We start from the raw sequence: 16,923 nt of genomic DNA, 5'->3' as shown, positions 1-16,923 counted from the left end.
CGCGAAACGAAATTCGGCAACATACCTGTGCCGGATATGCGGATTTTCGCGAATGAATTCGCTCCCACTTCATAAGTGAGTTCTAGAAACAGGTTGGCTCGCTGACATGAATTAAATAGAATGATTCTCATTTTAAGTTGCTGTCGTGGATGGCCTTCGAATGAGTGATGCAGCAGGGTCATCGCCTGGCCTGGACAACTTCTATCGTGATCACCGTAGCTGGCTGGAAAACTGGCTACGGTGCCGCTTGGGCAATGCGTGGGATGCCGCCGATCTCAGTCAGGATACGTTCTTGCGGATCATGGCCACCTGGCAGAGCGAACCCTTGGCTAACCTGCGTGAGCCGCGTGCCTATCTGGTGACCGTGGGCAAGCGGCTGCTGATCAATCATTACAAGCGGCGCAGCCTTGAACAGGCTTATATGGAGGCTTTGGCGACATTGCCCGAAGAGGCCGTTCCATCTCCCGAGCAGCGCTGGATCCTGTTGCAGACTCTGCAGGCACTGGATGAGTTACTCGACGACTTGCCGGTGGTGGTGCGTCGGGCGTTTCTCTGGTCGCAGCTTGAAGGTCTGGGTTATGCGCAGATCGCACTCAGGCTGAAGGTGTCCGAACGTACCGTGAAACGCTACATGGCACAGGCCTATGCACATTGCCTGATGGCCGAGCTATGAGTGACATGGCGCGTGATGAGCAGGCCCGGCAAGTGGCGCATGCTGCTGCCTACTGGCTGGCGTTGCTGGAGTCCGGGACTGCCAGTGCCCAGGAGCACGAACAATTGCAGCGCTGGCGCGAGCAATGCCCAAGCCATGAGCAGGTTTGGCAGCGGGCACAAGGCTTGCGCCAACGTTTCTCCGAACTGCCGCCCGAACTGGCCATGGCCAGCCTCGATCGGGCAGACCTCAAGCGAAGCGAGCCGACGCGCCGGGCGATTCTCAAGCGTGCGCTGGTTATTGCGGCGCTGATTCCCGGCGGCTGGATCGTCAGCAGTCAGTTGCCCGTCAGGGCCTGGCGCGCCGATCTGCGCACTGCAACCGGCGAGCGCAAGACCTTGCGCCTGCCCGATGGCAGTCAGCTGCAACTTAATACCGCCAGTGCCGTGGATCTCGACTTCCTGGACGGCAGGCGCCAGTTATTGTTGATCGAAGGGGAGATTGCCTTGACCATGGCCGGCAATGTGCCAGCCGTGAGCATCAACACCCGCATGGGCCATATCATCGCCAACGGTGCCGAACTGTGTATTCGACAGGACGAGCACCGTTGCCGGGTTTCGGTGGCGAGCGGCAGTGTCGATCTGCTGTCCAGACAAGGCGCGACCTTGCGTCTCAAGGGGGGCGAACGGGCAGCCCTGACTGCTCAAGGTGTTACTGCGGTCGAACGCTTCGACGCCCGCCAACCGGACTGGCGCCAGGGCGTGTTGACCGTAGAAAATCGCCCGCTGGGGAGTTTCCTGACCGAACTCAACCGCTATCGCCCCGGCATTCTGCGCTGGGAACCCGAGCTGGAGGCCTTGAGGGTGACCGGCTCGTTCCGGCTGGACGATACCGATCGCATTCTGGATTTGCTGGTTGCAAGCCTGCCTGTACAGGTGCATTCGCGGACACGGTACTGGATCACCCTGGGGCCTCGAAATATTTCTGCCTGACGTGTCCCTTTTTTTTCCGTCGCTTGTCATCTCTCTCAAGTGAACACAAAAGAGAGTGCTCCAATGCCCGTAGTTTTCTTGCGTCGCCTGCGTCTTGCCCGTTTTGGCATGGCTCCGTTGCTGCATATGAGTTGCCAGGCCAGCGTGGTGATCGGTCTTGGCGTCGCGCCGGTATTCGTGGCTTCGGTCCAGGCCGAGGAGTCTGTGCGGCGCAGTTATCAGATTCCGGCTGGCAGCCTGAGTGCCGCCTTGACCCGCTTTGCTGCGCTGTCTGGCGTCAGCCTTTCCGTAGACCCGGCACTGGTGGCTGGTCGCAACAGCAGGGGGCTGGATGGCGAATACCCTGTCGATGAGGGCTTCACGCTTTTGCTGCAAGGCTCCGGACTGCAATTGCAACCGCTCGGCAATCAGTCCTATACGCTGGTGCCTGCACCTGTCGCAGAAAACGGCTCGATGGTCTTGCCCAATACTTCCATCGACGGTAGTCGGCTGGACGGGCAGGGTGACGTTTACGCCGGTGGCCAGGTAGCCCGCAGTGGTTCCCAGGGCATGCTGGGTGACCGTGACTTCATGGAGACGCCGTTCAATCAGACGTCCTATACCAGCACCGCGATCAAGAACCAGCAGGCTCGTACCCTTGGGGATGTGGTAGCCAGCGACCCGTCGGTGCGTACCACCAACCCGGCAGGCGGACGTTTCGAGCAGTTCTCCATCCGTGGTTTCAGCCTGTTCAACAGCGATGTGTCGTTTGGCGGGCTGTATGGCGTGCTGCCGACGTACTCCATCGACATGGAGATGGTCGAGCGGGTCGATATCCTCAAAGGGCCCGGCGCGTTATTGGGTGGCATCGTTCCGCGCGGCAGTGTAGGCGGCAATATCAATATCGAGCCCAAGCGCGCCGGCAGCGAGCCGTTGACCGAGTTCACCGGCAGTTTTGCCTCTGCGGGGCAATTCGGCGGGCATGTGGATATCGGGCGCCGTTTTGGCGATAACCAACGCTTCGGTGTGCGTTACAACGGGGTGCGGCAATCGGGCGATACCGAATGGGATCACCAGAAAGTCGAGCGTGAAGCTTCGGTCATCGGGCTGGACTGGCGTGAGGACCGTATGCGCATGTCGCTGGATCTCGGGGAGCAGGAGCGTTATGCCGATGCGCCCATCGAGCGGGTCGAAGTGGCAGCCGGTATTGCCATGCCCAAGGCCAGGGATATTCGTCGCAACATTGCCCAGCCCTGGACTTATTCCCACTCCAAGGACTCCTTCGGCGCATGGCGAGGTGAGTTCGACTTGAGTGATGCGGTGATGGTGTATGCCGCTGCCGGTGCGCGCAAGGGCAACTATGACTTCCTGCGCCACACTGTTCCTGTGACCACCAGCAGCGGCAACTTTACCGTGACGCCGCGTACCTTTCGACGCGACGAGGATGTCAAGACGTTCACGGTCGGTGCGCGTAGCTGGTTCAACACCGGGCCGGTGGGGCATACGCTGAATATCAGCCTCAACCGTTTCGACTTCGAGTTCGATAACGCCGGCGAACGTTACCAGCCTCGCACCAGCAATCTCTATAACCCGGTGGTATTGCCGTATCCGGGTGCGCCAAACCGCTTCGATACCTCGACTCATACCGAGAACCTGTTCACCAGTATTGCGCTGGCCGATACCTTGAGCTTTCTTGACGACCGCGTGCTGTTGACCCTGGGCGCTCGCTTGCAGCGGGTTGAAGTGGACAGCTATTCCAATGGTGCGCTGGGGCAGCGCTACGACGAACGCGCCACTTCTCCCGCCATGGGGCTGGTGATCAAGGCCACCGACTCGATCTCGCTGTATGCCAACTATATGGAAGGCCTTAGCCAGGGCGAGACTGCGCCCACGACTGCCACTAACAGCGACGAAGTGTTTGCACCGTACAAGTCCAGGCAGACGGAAGTCGGCGTGAAGTATGACCATGGCACTTTTGGCACCAGCCTGAGTGTATTCCGCATAGAACAGCCGGCCTACATCACCGATGCCCAAGGCAACTTCAATCCTGATGGCGAACTGCGCAATCAGGGTGTCGAGTTGAATATGTTCGGTGAACCCTTGCCGGGTGTACGGCTGCTGGGTGGCGTCATGTTACTTGACAGTGAGCAGACCAAAACCGCACTGGGCACTTTCGATGGCAATCGCGGTACCGGCTCGCCGGAGGTCAACGCCAATATGGGTGTGGAGTGGGATATCAATCGCCTGCCTGGCCTGACGCTGACCGCCCGTGCCATTCATACGGGATCGCAATATCTGGATGCTGCCAATAACCAGAAAATCGATTCATGGGAGCGTTATGACGTCGGTGGCCGTTATGCTTTCAAACTGGGCGATAACCCGGTCACAGTGCGTGCTTCTGTAGAAAACGTGCTCGATAAAACCTACTGGGCATCGGCGGCAACTTCGTCAGACAGTGCGGCGGGCCTTACATTATCGACACCGAGAACTTATCTGGTGTCGGCGACTGTCGGCTTTTAAGACTGTTGCAGCGGCATTCCGTAGACGATCGAATGCCGCTTCGACCTTATGGGACAAGGTCGGGAGATCAATTCAGTTTTGAGCTCACGTAGATCAAGCGTACTGCCGCAACTGTAATGGCTTCCGCTTCTTCCTTGATATTGTCGACTTGTGACCTGATCGAGGTATTTTCATGGTTTTCGAGTAATCGAGCCATGTGGTAGATATTCTGCGTGACTTCATGCAGGTTTTTATGCAGACGCGATATGACGCGATTCAGGCGCTCGCTCGTGTCATGAATCTCCAGAGTGGGGAGAGGGCGCTCAAGGCTGAAGCCCGTCACTACATAGGTAACATCGATGCCAGCGTCTGAAATACGGGCCAGATAGTCGGCTCTGGGTGAGCGTATGCCGTTCTCGTAATTGCTCTGGGCATTGGTTTCAACACCCCCAATAGCGCCCAGCGTGCTTTGTGACAGCTTGAGTCTTATTCGTTCTCGTTTGAGGCGGGGGCCAATTCCGGGCATTCAGTTGTCCTCTAGAAGCGCCTGCCTGAAGAAGGCTGTGGCAGAATTGTAAGGAGTGTGTAAGGGATTCCATGACCTTACAGACATATCCGGCACGACTGATCAATAAGCAAAAGTCGACATCATTCAGGTAAACAATTGCCGAGGTGAAGATAGCTGCACAGCGATGCTGTATTTGATCGGGAGTGTAATGGCCTATTGGGTGCTTTTGATACTGTTTTATACTTATTTGCACTTATATATATAAGTTTTTCGGTGGGTTTTCCGTCTTTCTTATGCAACCAATAAAGCCTGCACAATAGAAAAGGCCCCTGTTACGGGGCCTTTGAGTCGGTTTTCAGAGGCATCGTGAGGAAGGATTCTGTGCCCAGCCCTGTGAGGTGCCGGCAATTTCCTGTGCGAGTTTCGAGACGGCCTGCTGGTGAGCCAGGATCAGGTTTTCCATACCCAATCCAGCCTGTTCGCGGATCACGCTGCTGCAGGTCAGGTTGAGGCGCTTGTTGCCTGCCGTTGCACCTGTGTTGCGCAGGCTCAGACTCCAGACCACATCAATCAGTGCGTACTGGCCAGGGACCGACTCGAAGCGTCTGACATCGGTGCGTAATGAAAGCACTGGCTGCCCGCTGTCCTTTGGCAGTCCCGCCATGTCGCGGCTACCGAAGCGGCGTTCCAGCTGGGCGGTCAGCGCATCGTGAAACTCGTCGCCCAGTGGCGAACCCCAGCGTTCGGTATCCAGAATCGCCAGGCTGCCATCGCCCTGACGCACCACCAGCGGTGGCTGGTCAACCTGGACGGGCATCAGCACCGGCAGCATCTCGAACTGGAACGGCGCAGGCTGCGCACTGGGCACGGTGGCCGAGTTCATGGGGGCGATCAGCGTGTAGTAACGGGTCGGCGTCGATGAGCAGGCACTCAGGCCCAGCGCAGCAGCCAATACCATCAGTTTCAGGCGCAAGGTCATTGTTTTGGCTCCAGATCGATTGCACGGGATGAAGACGGCGCTTTGTATGAACCCGGCGCAGCATCACCGGTGCGGCCGCGAATCAGCGATTCAGGGTGACGGCTGAGGAAGTCGGTCAGTACACGTACCGAGCGGGCAGTGCGCTGCACTTCTTCCATGGCCTGGGTCAGTTGCTGGCGACCCGGAGAGTCTTCACCCAATGTCTCGTTGGCGCTGCTCAGGGTTTTTTCTGCCTGCTGCAACGTGCCGCGCATTTGCGGCAAGACACTGCCGTTGACCTGCTTGAGGGTTTTCTGCAGCTCGATCAGGTTGCCATTGAGGTTGCTGGCCAGTTCATCGATCGGCACTTTGCTGAGCTTGTCGACGAAGGCTTGCAGTTGCTCCTGCAACTTGTCGAAGTTACCCGGTACGGTGGGAATCTCCAGGGGCCTGGCCTTGGGGTTGAATGTCACCTTGGGTGCCTTGGGGTCGAACTCCATCGCAATGTACAACTGGCCGGTCAGCAGGTTGCCGGTGCGAGCCTGGGCACGCAGTCCGTTATTGACGAAGGCATTGAGGATTCTTGCCGATTGCTCGTCTTCGTTGCCGCGACCACCCAGCTGCCGCAGCTTGGACTCGGCCGCTCCCAGGCGGTTGGGGTAGATGACGGCGCCGACAATGCTCGGGAATGTCCCGGTTGCAGGGTCGTAATCCAGATCCACCGAAACCACCTTGCCAATGTTCACACCCAGAAAGTCCACCGGGGAATTGACTGCAAGCCCGCGCAGCGACTGGTTGAAGCGCATGCGTATATAGCGCGGCTCACCGTCCGGCGGTGCCAGGGCAGTGGCCTGGTCATCGAATATCTTGAACTCGGCGTTTTCGTCGGCTGGCTTGGATTCCGGGCTCCAGTTCGGTTCGCGGAATGCGATGCCACCGGAAAGGATCGAGGTCAGTGACTGGGTATTGATTTTCAGGCCCGCAGTGCCGACGGTCACGTCCACGCCGCTGGCATTCCAGAATCGCGTGTCAGTGGTGATGTACTGGTCGTTCGGAGAGTTGATGAAAATCTGGACATCGACACCTTTGCCATCCCTGGACAGCTCATAGGCCACTACCTGACCAACCTGAATGCGGCGGTAATAGACCGGTGAGCCGATATCCAGCGAGCCCAGATCGTCGGTGTGCAGGGTAAAGCGCTTGCCTTTCTCGCCGAAGGTCACCGGAGGCGGTGTCTCAAGGCCGGTAAAGTCGCTTTTGGTTTCCTGCGAGTTACCCGCGTCGGCACCAATGAATGCGCCCGACAGCAAGGTGTCGACCCCCGACACGCCATGGGCGCCGATGCGCGGCCGCACGACCCAGAACTGGCTGTCCACCCGGGTGAAAGGCGTTGCAGTGTTGTTGAGGTCGACGGACGCCAGCACGTGGGTGCGGTCTTCGCTCAGGGTGATGGAAGTCACCATGCCGATCACCACGTTCTTGTACTTGACCTGGGTCTTGTTGGCCTCAAGGCCTTCAGCCGTCTGGAAGCTGATGGTGATGCGCGGGCCTATGTTCATCCAGTCGTGAAAGGCCATGGACAGGCCTATGAGCCCTGCCACGATCGGCACCAGCCAGATAAGCGAAACACGCATTCGACGACGTTTGACTTCAGGACGAAGTAACGGCGAAGGGGGGACGTTATTGTCAGACATCTTCAACCTCTGCATCCCAGATAAGCCGGGGATCGAAACTCATGGCGGCGAACATCGTCATCACCACTACCAGACCAAAAAACAGAATGCCGATCATCGGCTCGATGGTGCTCAGCTCACGGAACTGTACAAGAGAGGCGACCAGGGCGACGACCAGCACATCGAGCATCGACCAATAGCCGATCAGTTCAATGAACCGATAAAGCCGCGCACGCTCAAGCATGGCCCAGCGACTGCGCCGCTGGCAGGTGATCAAGAGCATGCCCAGGACCAGAAACTTCACACAAGGCACCACGACGCTGGCGATGAAAATAAGCAGGGCAATATCCCATGAGCCACTTTTGAAGAACTCCACCACGCCACTCATGATGGTGTTCTGGCTGCTGTTGCCCAGCAGAGTGGTGTACATCACAGGCAGCACATTGGCCGGGACGTAGAAAATCAGGCCTGCGATCAGGAACGCCCAGGTGCGGGCAATGCTGTTTGGTTTGCGTCGATGCACGGGCGAGTCGCAGCGCGGGCACTGATGGGCTTCTTGCGGGCAGGCATAGCCGCAGGTATGACACAGGCACAAATTCTGTTCATGGGCGAAGGGAATGCCGTTCATCCTGGCTGGACTCCCAGTTCATCCCACAGGCGGCGGATATCCTTGTTGGCGATCAGCAGGATCAGCACCATCAGCATCGCCATGGCCCACAGGCCAAGGCCGGGATGAACATCGAGCATCCCCGAGAGCTTGATGATGGCCACCAGAATACCGAGCATGCACACTTCCAGCATGCTCCAGGGGCGCAAATGTTCCAGTGCGCGCATGCAGGCCTTGAAGCCAGGGGCAATGACCCCGTTATGAGCGTGCAGCAGCAGCCAGAACAGCAGGGCGATCTGCAACAGAGGTGCAAGGATGATCGACAGGCCTGCCACCAGTGCAATGATCGTGATGCGCCCCTGGGCAAGAGCTTCCACCGATTCCCATAAGGTCACTTCGTTGGTCAGGCCCTTCATGCTGATGCTGATCACCGGAAAGAAGTTGGCGAACATGAACAGCAGGGCGGCGGCAACGGTCAGGGCCAGCAATTGCTCGATGGTCAGGCGATGGCCGCGGCCCAGCAATGCCTTGCAACGCAGGCAATGTGCCGACTCGCCTGCCTTGAGGGGCTGGGCTTCATACAGCGAGTCACAGTGCTCGCAGATAATCAGGTCCGACAGAGGTTTCATGGAATGCACAGTGGTCATCGACGCCGTTGATGCAGGATTTGCCGGGTTGAAAAAAACGAGGACGGGAAGATACCTCGTTAATGGCATTACGGCATGTTTTTCTGTGTAAACAGCTGTTCTTTTATAAACAGCCAAGGTGAACCATTGACCTCATGTATCGGTTGTCGTTCCCATGTCATTGCGCCATTAGTTTGTAACGCTGTTGTCATCTGGAAGACAGCGTGGAGAAACATTTCATTACATGATGGCAAGTTACGCCCGGCTTCATGCACAGCCAGCCCTGTAGCGGCGAACAGGGCGTCGAGAGGTGCAAGACCACCCTGCGTCACCTCGACACAGCGCCTCAAACCCGAAGGCAGTAATGCTAGACTCGCGCCACTTCAGACGAGGAGCAGACTTACGTGCGCAAGACGGTAATGATTATGGCAGCGCTGACGTTGGTGCTGGCCGGATGCGATGCAGGAAACTCTCGGCCATCGGCCCGCGACAAGGCCGAGCCGACAGCTCAGGCTCCACAGGTGTCGACTCCGCAGTGGTTCATTCAGATGAACTCCAAAGAGGCGGTCAGCGATATCAGTGCCTGGTTGCTCGAACGTAGCTATGCGCCGGTAGTGGTCACCATCGACGGCAAGCAGCAGTTGTTGATTGGTCCGTTCCAGAGCCCCGAGCAGGCAGAAGAGCAGCGAGTCGGCCTGTTGGCCAAGGTTGCCAAGTCTCACCGGTTGGCTGCGCCGGTTGTCATCGAGCGTAATCAGTAATGCGTTGAGCCAGCGCGACCCGTATTGACGGGCCGCGCTGGTGTGAATCAGCGACGTCCCAGCAACAGCCCTACCACCAGACCGAATCCGGCAGAAATGGTCACGGTCTGCCATGGATGCCCGCCAATATAGGTTTCAGTCGCTTCGACCACAGGCTTTGTGCGATCACGCACGCTGGAAACCGATTCCAGTGCCTGTTTGAGCTTCAGGCTCAATTGGGCGCGCAGGGTTTCCGCTTCTTCGCCTACCAGTGCAGCGCTGTCCTTGAGCAGTTTGTCTGATTCTTCGATCAGAGCCTGCAATTCGCTGAATGCCTGATCCTTGATCTGATCGGCAGTACTTTGCGCAGCGTTTTTACGAGCCATGATGTTTTCCTTTCAGTTGATGGCAGTGTTCCTCAATGGAGTCCTCAGTGTTGCGGAAAGTTGCAATTGCACAAGTCATCATTCGCGAAGGGCACGGTACACCCCATAAAAGATTCACTGCCTGGTATGCCGCCTCGCGAATGAATTCGCTCCTGCACAGCCTTCACGCTGCAAAAACTGTAGGAGCGAATTCATTCGCGAAGGACCAGGGTGTAAGATGCAGCCGTTTTTAGTCGTAGGTAGTAGGTGAACGCTATGAGTTTCAATCTGGCCAACCGGTCTCTCCCCGAACGCGCTGCCATTGAGGATGAGAAGTCCCGTTTGTTCGAACTCTGGCAGAGCAACCTGGGCAAGGCCAAAGGTGAAGCGGCTCGCCTGATGGGTGAAAGATCCAAGCGCAAGGGAAAGTGGTCGGAATGGGTTCGTTCTGAACTGGATGCCATGAGCCCGCCGGAATACGCCAACATGGTCCGCAGTGAAGTGAATCGCCTCATGGCGGCAGCCAAGTAAATTCAGAACAGCTCGATGATTGCCTCGCGTACGGCATCGACAGCCGGATCGGGCAGGGTGCCGGTACGCCAGCCAAGCTCTATCGGATAGCGCGGCATCGTCAGCGGGCAAGGCAACAAGGCAAGGTCGGTCAGTTGCGCAATTGCCTGTGCTGCGTGAGTGGGAATGGTGGACAGTGCCTGTGTGCCCTTGAGCAGATAAGGCAATGCCGCAAAATGCGTGGTCGATGCACACACTCGGCGGTCAAGGCCCATGCTGGCCAGCCGTTCATCAACCATGCCGATCAGCCCGCCGGATGAAATCAGAATCTGTTCGCGCTCGATGAACTCCTCGATGCTCAGGGTCGTCTGGCCGGGCCTCAGGCTGGCCGGGTCCACCAGACACGAATAATCGCCTTCACCCAATACCCGCCGGGTCAGCAAGCGGTTGGCAAACCCGCCAGAGGCAATCGCCAGATCGATAGTGCGCTCCAGCAGGGCGGCTGCGACGATCTGGCTGTGGGTCTGACGGAAAATCAGGCGCAGCCCGGGCGCGCGAATCCGGATTGCAGCCATCAGTCGTTTGCCCAATGCCATTTCAAAGTCATCCGACAGGCCTGTCACCACGGAACGTCCTTCGTAGTGGCCGGGCACCGGCGCAACCATGGCAAGGCTCTGCCGGCATTTGTTCAGGGCGTCGGTGACCACCGGTTTGAGCTGATCTGCCCGCAAGGTCGGCGCCAGGCCTCGCCCGGTGCGGACGAACAACTGATCGCCATATAACTCCCGCAGACGGCGCAAGGCCGCGCTGATGGCCGATTGCGTCACGCCCAGGCGCAGTGCTGCCCGACTGGCGCTGGACTCATCGTGCAGGGCTTCGAAGACCTTGAGCAGATTGAGATCGATGGTGCTGATATTCATGCTGTTCATATCATTAAGCATTGAGATGGGGTTTATCAATGTTGGGCGGCCAGCCGAGAATTGGCAACATCAATAGCCAGAGGAGTCTCGCCATGTTCAAGTCCATCGTTGCAGCCCTACAGATCGGCGCATTGCCGGGTGGCAAGTCAGACACCCTGGAACTGATTCTTTCCTACGAGCAGGCCATCATCGAATCCGGCGCCCGTGTCGTGGTCATGCCCGAGGCACTTCTGGGCGGTTATCCCAAGGGGGAAACCTTCGGTACTCAACTGGGTTACCGCCTGCCGCAAGGGCGTGAAGCATTTGCGCGCTATTTCGAGAACGCCATCGATGTGCCGGGCGATGAAACCCGGGCACTTGCGCAGATGTCGGCGCGTACGGGAGCGAGTCTGGTATTGGGCGTGATCGAGCGCTCCGGCAGCAGCCTGTATTGCACGGCACTGCTTTTCGAGCCCGAAGGCGGCTTGGTCGCCAGGCATCGCAAGCTGATGCCGACCGGGACCGAGCGGCTTATCTGGAGCAAGGGCGATGGCTCGACCCTGCCAGTGGTGCCGAGCCGTGCCGGTCGCCTGGGGACGGCTATTTGCTGGGAAAACCATATGCCGCTGCTGCGTACCGCCATGTATGCCAAGGGCGTGGATATCTGGTGTGCGCCGACCGTGGATGAGCGGGAGATATGGCAATGCTCGATGCGTCACATCGCCCATGAAGGCCGGATGTTCGTCATCAGTGCCTGCCAGGTGCAGCCATCGCCACAAGCGCTGGGGATCGATGTTGCCAACTGGCCAGCCGATCGCCCGCTGATCAATGGCGGTAGCGTGATTGTCGGGCCGATGGGGGATGTGCTGGCGGGGCCGCTGGTGGGTGAAACCGGGCTGCTGGTGGCTGAAATCGATGTCGATGAACTGGTCAAGGCCCGTTATGACTTCGATGTGGTGGGGCACTATGCGCGGCCTGATGTTTTTGAGCTGGTCGTGGATGAGCGCCCGAAGCCCGGCGTGCGTTTTATCACAGGCTGAGTGTTACCAGTCGCCAGCGGCGGGCTGCGGCAGGCTCAGGGTGCCGCTGTCCCTGAAACGCACGGTGCCAAATACACCGCCCGCCAGCTTGCCGCTCAAGGTGTAGGGCAGGTTGTCCAGGCGTTGGCTTTGCGTCAGGCCAACGGCCTGGCGCAGCGCTGAGAAGGCCGAGATGCTCACCGGTACCACCAGCACGGTTTCAGAGAACCGTCCGATACTGCCTTGCTGGTCACTGACACCGGAGGCCAGCAGCTTGCCATTCACTTCCAGGTCCAGTGCCACACCGTTGTAGTCGATGGCGGTTTCATTGGGGTTCTGTAGGCGCAACTTGACTGCCATGCGCATTTCCAGACCCTGACCGGGCAAGGGTTCGATGCCGACCACATTGATATTGACCGGGTCGCGACCGGCAAACAGCGCACAGCCGCTCAAGGTCAGAATCAACAGGCTGGCGAGCAGGCTGCGCAGTGTGCGTGATGGCATCCGGGGACTCCCCAAAAATGGCGATACTGGCTCAGACCGCAGGCTCTGCAAGAGATTCGCCTGCTGCGACCTTTGCCTCGGAATCTACAAAAGTCGATGATTTCTGCTATTCCAATAACAACAGTACTCTGGAAATCAGCCATGTCCATCGAGAAGACCACCTCTGCCCAAGACCCCGTCGTCATTGTCAGCGCCGCACGTACGCCCATGGGCGGCTTTCAGGGGGATTTGAAAAGCCTTACCGCACCGCAACTGGGTTCGGCGGCCATTCGTGCTGCTGTCGAGCGGGCGGGTATTGATCCGCAGGATATCGAAGAAGTGCTGTTCGGCTGTGTGCTGCCGGCCGGGCTTGGCCAGGCTCCCGCACGTCAGGCGGCTCTGGGTGCGGGCTTGAGCACTTCGGCTTTATGCACAACGGTCAACAAGATGTGCGGCTCCGGCATGCAGACTGCCATTCTGGCTCACGACCTGCTGCTCGCCGGCAGTGTCAGCGTGGCCATCGCTGGCGGCATGGAAAGCATGTCCAACGCACCTTACTTGCTGGATCGTGCGCGCAGTGGCTACCGGATGGGGCATGGGCGGGTGCTGGACCACATGTTTTTCGACGGCCTTGAGGATGCTTATGAACCTGGTCGGTTGATGGGCACCTATGCCGAGGAGTGCGCCCAGTTGAACGGTTTCAGTCGTGAGGCGCAGGATGCCTTTGCCATGGCCTCTCTGACTCGCGCTCAGGAGGCTATCGCCGAAGGCTACTTCGATGCAGAAATCGTTCCTCTGCAAGTGACGGTGGGCAAGGAGCAGAAATGGATTCGTCACGACGAGCAGCCGCCCAAGGCGCGTCTGGAAAAGATTCCCACCTTGAAGCCGGCATTTCGTGAAAACGGAACGGTCACTGCCGCCAATTCCAGTTCCATCTCCGACGGGGCCGCAGCCCTGTTGCTGATGCGTCAATCCGAAGCCAGGAGTCGTGGCCTGACCCCGTTGGCGAAGATTCATGCCCATGCCGCCTTTGCCGACGTTCCCGGCCTGTTTCCTACTGCACCGATAGGGGCGATTACCCGCTTGTTGGCCAAGACCGGCTGGTCGGTGGATGATGTGGACCTGTTCGAGATCAATGAGGCCTTTGCAGTGGTGCCGCTGGTGGCCATGAGTCGTCTCGAACTGCATCACGAGAAGGTCAATATCAGTGGCGGTGCCTGTGCATTGGGGCATCCGGTGGGGGCGTCGGGTGCGCGGATCATCGTCACCTTGCTGGCGGCATTGCGCCGCAAACAGCTCAAGCGCGGTGTGGCTGCAATTTGTATCGGCGGTGGCGAGGCGACTGCTGTGGCGGTTGAATTGATGTAATACGAGGTAGGAACGAGTTCATTCGCGAAGGTATTTCAAACGACCAGTTTCTGTCGGTCCTTTCGCGAATGAATTGGCTCCTACGGAGGAATAACAATGAGTTACGAGACAATTCTAAGAGAGATCAAAGGCCGGGTCGGTTTGATTACCTTGAATCGCCCGCAGGCGCTCAATGCCTTGAATGCTCAACTGATCGATGAGCTGAATGACGTTCTGGACGAGTTTGAACGCAGTCCGGATATCGGCTGCATCGTGCTTACCGGCTCCAGCAAGGCTTTTGCTGCCGGTGCTGATATCAAGGAAATGGCCGAACTGACCTATCCGCAGATCTATCTCGATGATCTTTTCGCGCAAAGCGACCGGATTGCGTCGCGGCGCAAGCCGATCATTGCTGCCGTGGCGGGTTTTGCGCTGGGTGGCGGGTGTGAGCTTGCCCTGATGTGCGACTTCATTCTGGCGGCTGAAAACGCCAGATTCGGTCAGCCTGAAATCAATCTGGGCGTGCTGCCCGGTATGGGAGGCACTCAGCGCCTGACTCGTGCAGTGGGCAAGGCCAAGGCCATGGAAATGTGCCTGACCGGTCGTTTGATGGATGCCCGCGAGGCCGAGAGCGCAGGCCTTGTCGCAAGGATTCTGCCAACCGAGAAACTGCTCGACGAAGCATTGGCGGTGGCTGCCGTGATTGCCGATAAATCCCTGCCGGTGGCGATGATGGTCAAGGAAAGCGTCAACCGTGCGTTTGAGGTCAGCCTGACAGAAGGCGTCCGTTTTGAGCGCCGGATCTTTCATGCCGTCTTTGCCAGCGAAGACCAGAAAGAAGGCATGCAGGCTTTCATCGAAAAGCGTGCGGCCAGCTTCAAGGGCCGCTGAGTACAAACGCCTTGCGTTGCTCTTCGGTCCAGTTCTGCTGGACGTAATCCTGCAGCCTGATGCATTGGCCGGGGTGTATCAGGCACAGGCTGCCGGGCGTTTTCCTGTAGTGCGCCGCCAGTTGCTGTAACTGTTCCTGGCTCAGCCCGAGATAGCCCCATTCATTGGTCTTGCCTTCGAACAGAAAGTCCTCGGGTTCGATATGGGCCAGATGTTCCAGGCCGGGTTTGGGCATGCGCACGATGTACCAGGTGCAATTTGCCAGCGGCGCGCCCTGCAGGCCCGGCTTTTGTGTCAGGCGCAGGTCGGTGAGTGTCACTACGCAACTGTCCTGTTGTTCGGGCGGCGAGGCTTTCATGGTTCGCGGGCCGATGATGGAAATGCCTTGCGGGGCTATCTGCAATGCGCCTTGTGCGCCATGCAGGATCAGGTCCTCTCGGGTATCGATGTGCAAGTGTTGCCCGCTACCCAGGCAAATGCTCCCTGCATCAGGGGCCAGGGGTGTGCCGTCGAGCTGGATGCGTGGCTGGGCATTGACCTCGTTGCCCGGTAGCAGGCTACAGATCACGGGTTGGTCCGGGTCATTGTGCAGATGGCGGATCAATACCCTGGCTCCGGCTTGTACCTTGTCGAAACCTGACTCGTCGATCCGGGCAATGCGTGCCATGGGCCAGCGGCGGGTATTGGGCGAGGGCTGTGCAATCGTCTGCCAGTCGAAGCGGATGGGCAGACGACCTTGCTCATCGATTTCGCCAGCCTCCATCAGGGTTGCCGTGTGATAACCGCTGACCATCGGGCGGGCGCGTTTGAGTGGCGGGCGAAAGGGCATGGCCCAGGGTATGACGCGGAAACTATTGCGATACCCGTCATCGAGCGTATTTGCGCAGGAGGACATCGAGGTGTTGACGATGGCGGCGATATCGTGGGGATCGTAGCCCTCCATGAGATGACGCTGCATGCCCGTATGCTCGACCTCGGTCAACAGCCAGTGATCATTGAGCGTCGGCTCGGGATGATCGAGCACTTGCATGACCTGACCGCTGCACAATGCAGGTTGATCGCTGCATCCCGTGATGTGCCGTCGTTCGCAACGCAGGCGCTCCAGCCTGCGGGCGCTGCGCTGCCGCTGAAAGGCTTCGTCATGGTCCATGGGGCGAGAGGCGATGGACTCCTCGAAGGGCTGGTTGATGCCGTGGCTCTTCTCGATCTCGATGTGTTGCGATGCAGCAAGCGCAATCGCTCCATCCCGGTGTGCGCTGTGGCTGCTGTAACCGGGGAAGATCGACAGGCATTCGGTCAGATGAGTAATGGCAGGCCTTGCAGAGGCCTGCTCATCATGCGCCCTGAACCGCATCGGCTGTGGTTGCTCTGGAAAGCGGGCCGGATCGTCGGAGAACACCAGCCGATGGCCTGTAATACTGTGCTCGAAGCGAAAGTGAATACCTTCTTCTTCGCACAAGCGTTGCAGCAGGTGCAGATCGCTTTCATCGTATTGCACGCACAAGGGACGGGCCGGATACAGGCCGATGGTTTCAAAACGCCAGGCATCTTCTTCAATGCCATGCTGCTCAAGGAGCCGGGCAATCAACTGGAGAGCGCTGAGGTCCTGATAGGCGCGCCGCTGCTGGCGTTGAGCAAGCATCTGCAAGCGTGGCATCAGGCTGACCCGGTAATGACTCAGGCAAGTGCCAGCATATGGCTGGCTGGCGTGGAATATCTGGCCATGTACGCCTTCTTGCTGCGGTCCGAAACTCAGGAAGGCGTCACGTTTCAAGAGGCTGGCGAAATCCAGGTGCGGGTCGCTACAGATCAGGTCTATGTCGAAACGATACACTTCGTTCAAGGCGTCCAGGCCGGTAAAGCTGATGACATGCAGATCCATCTGGCAGTCGGCAATCGCCAGAAATATGGGCATTTGCGGGTCTTCGCACATTCGCTGGCTCTCTCACCATGAAATTCAGGCTGCGAAGGGTACGAAATGCAAAGCCTCAAGGGCATCGTTGCTGGTTTTTTCAGAAAAGGACTACAAGCCAAGGCGTGATCCTGGTAATTGCCAGTACGGAATTCAGAGCCACGCAGAGCTGTCGTTCGATCAATGACGCATATTCAGGGGTTTCATATGGCGCCATCGCGTATAAAATGCGCCCGGCGTCTCAGGCGCGTCATTATCGGTAA

Annotated in this window: 17 protein-coding genes; 8 read left to right on the top strand and 9 right to left on the bottom strand. The window is 58.3% G+C overall.

The features are described 5' to 3' along the window. Positions 1-160: 160 nt before the first annotated feature. From Q6A51_RS09295 to Q6A51_RS09285, 3 genes are all read left to right on the top strand, one after another. Entirely contained in the window at positions 161-673 is a 513-nt protein-coding gene (locus Q6A51_RS09295) for a sigma-70 family RNA polymerase sigma factor (protein WP_201016964.1), read from the top strand. Beyond that, positions 670-1,644 (top strand): FecR domain-containing protein, encoded by a 975-nt coding sequence (locus Q6A51_RS09290; RefSeq protein ID WP_304574639.1) that lies wholly within the window; start codon positions 670-672, stop codon positions 1,642-1,644. Before Q6A51_RS09295 ends, Q6A51_RS09290 begins: the two co-directional genes overlap by 4 nt. A gap of 63 nt (positions 1,645-1,707) precedes the next feature. Then, the gene (locus Q6A51_RS09285; RefSeq protein WP_304574638.1) at positions 1,708-4,143 is read left to right on the top strand and encodes a TonB-dependent receptor; all 2,436 of its coding nucleotides are present in this window, start codon (positions 1,708-1,710) and stop codon (positions 4,141-4,143) included. 67 nt (positions 4,144-4,210) lie between these two features. On the opposite strand, the gene Q6A51_RS09280 is transcribed toward Q6A51_RS09285, so the two are convergent. The 5 genes from Q6A51_RS09280 to Q6A51_RS09260 all read right to left on the bottom strand — a co-directional run bounded on the left by Q6A51_RS09280 (position 4,211) and on the right by Q6A51_RS09260 (position 8,497). Next, a complete protein-coding gene (locus Q6A51_RS09280) occupies positions 4,211-4,648 on the bottom strand; it encodes a helix-turn-helix domain-containing protein (RefSeq protein WP_304574637.1) in 438 nt (145 codons plus the stop codon). A gap of 337 nt (positions 4,649-4,985) precedes the next feature. Then, a complete protein-coding gene (locus Q6A51_RS09275; protein ID WP_304574636.1) occupies positions 4,986-5,609 on the bottom strand; it encodes a PqiC family protein in 624 nt (207 codons plus the stop codon). Next, positions 5,606-7,282: a PqiB family protein gene (locus tag Q6A51_RS09270; RefSeq protein ID WP_304574635.1), complete on the bottom strand. Its 1,677-nt coding sequence runs from the start codon at positions 7,280-7,282 to the stop codon at positions 5,606-5,608. The genes Q6A51_RS09275 and Q6A51_RS09270 overlap by 4 nt, the downstream gene beginning before the upstream one ends. Further along, positions 7,275-7,889, bottom strand: coding sequence for a paraquat-inducible protein A (locus Q6A51_RS09265; RefSeq protein WP_201016969.1), 615 nt, complete (start codon positions 7,887-7,889; stop codon positions 7,275-7,277). Before Q6A51_RS09265 ends, Q6A51_RS09270 begins: the two co-directional genes overlap by 8 nt. Beyond that, entirely contained in the window at positions 7,886-8,497 is a 612-nt protein-coding gene (locus Q6A51_RS09260) for a paraquat-inducible protein A (protein ID WP_374063352.1), read from the bottom strand. Before Q6A51_RS09260 ends, Q6A51_RS09265 begins: the two co-directional genes overlap by 4 nt. A gap of 401 nt (positions 8,498-8,898) precedes the next feature. Between Q6A51_RS09260 and Q6A51_RS09255 the strand changes: the two genes are divergently transcribed. After that, complete coding sequence (locus Q6A51_RS09255) at positions 8,899-9,255, top strand: SPOR domain-containing protein (RefSeq protein ID WP_201016971.1); 357 nt, start codon at positions 8,899-8,901, stop codon at positions 9,253-9,255. Between the two features lie 47 nt (positions 9,256-9,302). Here Q6A51_RS09255 and Q6A51_RS09250 read toward each other — a convergent pair whose 3' ends face one another. Then, a complete protein-coding gene (locus Q6A51_RS09250) occupies positions 9,303-9,620 on the bottom strand; it encodes a DUF883 family protein (protein ID WP_304574634.1) in 318 nt (105 codons plus the stop codon). Positions 9,621-9,875: 255 nt separating this feature from the next. Here Q6A51_RS09250 and Q6A51_RS09245 point away from each other — a divergent pair, with 255 nt between their 5' ends. After that, positions 9,876-10,130, top strand: coding sequence for a hypothetical protein (locus Q6A51_RS09245; RefSeq protein ID WP_201000403.1), 255 nt, complete (start codon positions 9,876-9,878; stop codon positions 10,128-10,130). Positions 10,131-10,132: 2 nt separating this feature from the next. Here the strand turns inward: Q6A51_RS09245 and Q6A51_RS09240 are convergent, their stop codons facing one another. Beyond that, on the bottom strand, positions 10,133-11,038 hold the full coding sequence (locus Q6A51_RS09240; protein WP_304574633.1) for a LysR family transcriptional regulator: 906 nt from the start codon (positions 11,036-11,038) through the stop codon (positions 10,133-10,135). An 83-nt stretch (positions 11,039-11,121) separates the two neighbouring features. Between Q6A51_RS09240 and Q6A51_RS09235 the strand changes: the two genes are divergently transcribed. Further along, positions 11,122-12,048 (top strand): carbon-nitrogen hydrolase family protein, encoded by a 927-nt coding sequence (locus tag Q6A51_RS09235; RefSeq protein WP_304574632.1) that lies wholly within the window; start codon positions 11,122-11,124, stop codon positions 12,046-12,048. Between the two features lie 3 nt (positions 12,049-12,051). Here Q6A51_RS09235 and Q6A51_RS09230 read toward each other — a convergent pair whose 3' ends face one another. Then, on the bottom strand, positions 12,052-12,531 hold the full coding sequence (locus Q6A51_RS09230) for an LEA/WHy family protein (protein ID WP_201016973.1): 480 nt from the start codon (positions 12,529-12,531) through the stop codon (positions 12,052-12,054). A gap of 141 nt (positions 12,532-12,672) precedes the next feature. Here Q6A51_RS09230 and Q6A51_RS09225 point away from each other — a divergent pair, with 141 nt between their 5' ends. Both Q6A51_RS09225 and Q6A51_RS09220 read left to right on the top strand, forming a co-directional pair. Further along, positions 12,673-13,878 (top strand): acetyl-CoA C-acyltransferase, encoded by a 1,206-nt coding sequence (locus Q6A51_RS09225; RefSeq protein ID WP_201016974.1) that lies wholly within the window; start codon positions 12,673-12,675, stop codon positions 13,876-13,878. A 96-nt stretch (positions 13,879-13,974) separates the two neighbouring features. Further along, the gene (locus tag Q6A51_RS09220; RefSeq protein ID WP_201016975.1) at positions 13,975-14,748 is read left to right on the top strand and encodes an enoyl-CoA hydratase; all 774 of its coding nucleotides are present in this window, start codon (positions 13,975-13,977) and stop codon (positions 14,746-14,748) included. On the opposite strand, the gene Q6A51_RS09215 is transcribed toward Q6A51_RS09220, so the two are convergent. Beyond that, entirely contained in the window at positions 14,735-16,663 is a 1,929-nt protein-coding gene (locus tag Q6A51_RS09215) for a type VI secretion system Vgr family protein (protein WP_236250119.1), read from the bottom strand. The two genes, Q6A51_RS09220 and Q6A51_RS09215, sit on opposite strands and share 14 nt — an antisense overlap. Positions 16,664-16,923 lie beyond the last annotated feature (260 nt).

Origin of the sequence: Pseudomonas serbiensis, from assembly GCF_030580745.1 — a bacterium.
Taxonomy (GTDB): domain Bacteria; phylum Pseudomonadota; class Gammaproteobacteria; order Pseudomonadales; family Pseudomonadaceae; genus Aquipseudomonas; species Aquipseudomonas serbiensis.
This window is presented reverse-complemented; position numbering and strand designations above follow the sequence as displayed.

Bases quoted from the DNA above. Each gene is read 5' to 3' on its own strand.
- Q6A51_RS09275 (WP_304574636.1), bottom strand. From the start codon at position 5,609: ATGACCTTGCGCCTGAAACTGATGGTATTGGCTGCTGCGCTGGGCCTG.
- Q6A51_RS09285 (WP_304574638.1), top strand. From the start codon at position 1,708: ATGCCCGTAGTTTTCTTGCGTCGCCTGCGTCTTGCCCGTTTTGGCATG.
- Q6A51_RS09235 (WP_304574632.1), top strand. From the start codon at position 11,122: ATGTTCAAGTCCATCGTTGCAGCCCTACAGATCGGCGCATTGCCGGGT.
- Q6A51_RS09250 (WP_304574634.1), bottom strand. From the start codon at position 9,620: ATGGCTCGTAAAAACGCTGCGCAAAGTACTGCCGATCAGATCAAGGAT.
- Q6A51_RS09245 (WP_201000403.1), top strand. From the start codon at position 9,876: ATGAGTTTCAATCTGGCCAACCGGTCTCTCCCCGAACGCGCTGCCATT.
- Q6A51_RS09220 (WP_201016975.1), top strand. From the start codon at position 13,975: ATGAGTTACGAGACAATTCTAAGAGAGATCAAAGGCCGGGTCGGTTTG.
- Q6A51_RS09265 (WP_201016969.1), bottom strand. From the start codon at position 7,889: ATGAACGGCATTCCCTTCGCCCATGAACAGAATTTGTGCCTGTGTCAT.
- Q6A51_RS09215 (WP_236250119.1), bottom strand. From the start codon at position 16,663: ATGCCCATATTTCTGGCGATTGCCGACTGCCAGATGGATCTGCATGTC.
- Q6A51_RS09225 (WP_201016974.1), top strand. From the start codon at position 12,673: ATGTCCATCGAGAAGACCACCTCTGCCCAAGACCCCGTCGTCATTGTC.
- Q6A51_RS09260 (WP_374063352.1), bottom strand. From the start codon at position 8,497: ATGAAACCTCTGTCGGACCTGATTATCTGCGAGCACTGTGACTCGCTG.
- Q6A51_RS09240 (WP_304574633.1), bottom strand. From the start codon at position 11,038: ATGAACAGCATGAATATCAGCACCATCGATCTCAATCTGCTCAAGGTC.
- Q6A51_RS09280 (WP_304574637.1), bottom strand. From the start codon at position 4,648: ATGCCCGGAATTGGCCCCCGCCTCAAACGAGAACGAATAAGACTCAAG.
- Q6A51_RS09270 (WP_304574635.1), bottom strand. From the start codon at position 7,282: ATGTCTGACAATAACGTCCCCCCTTCGCCGTTACTTCGTCCTGAAGTC.
- Q6A51_RS09295 (WP_201016964.1), top strand. From the start codon at position 161: ATGAGTGATGCAGCAGGGTCATCGCCTGGCCTGGACAACTTCTATCGT.
- Q6A51_RS09290 (WP_304574639.1), top strand. From the start codon at position 670: ATGAGTGACATGGCGCGTGATGAGCAGGCCCGGCAAGTGGCGCATGCT.
- Q6A51_RS09230 (WP_201016973.1), bottom strand. From the start codon at position 12,531: ATGCCATCACGCACACTGCGCAGCCTGCTCGCCAGCCTGTTGATTCTG.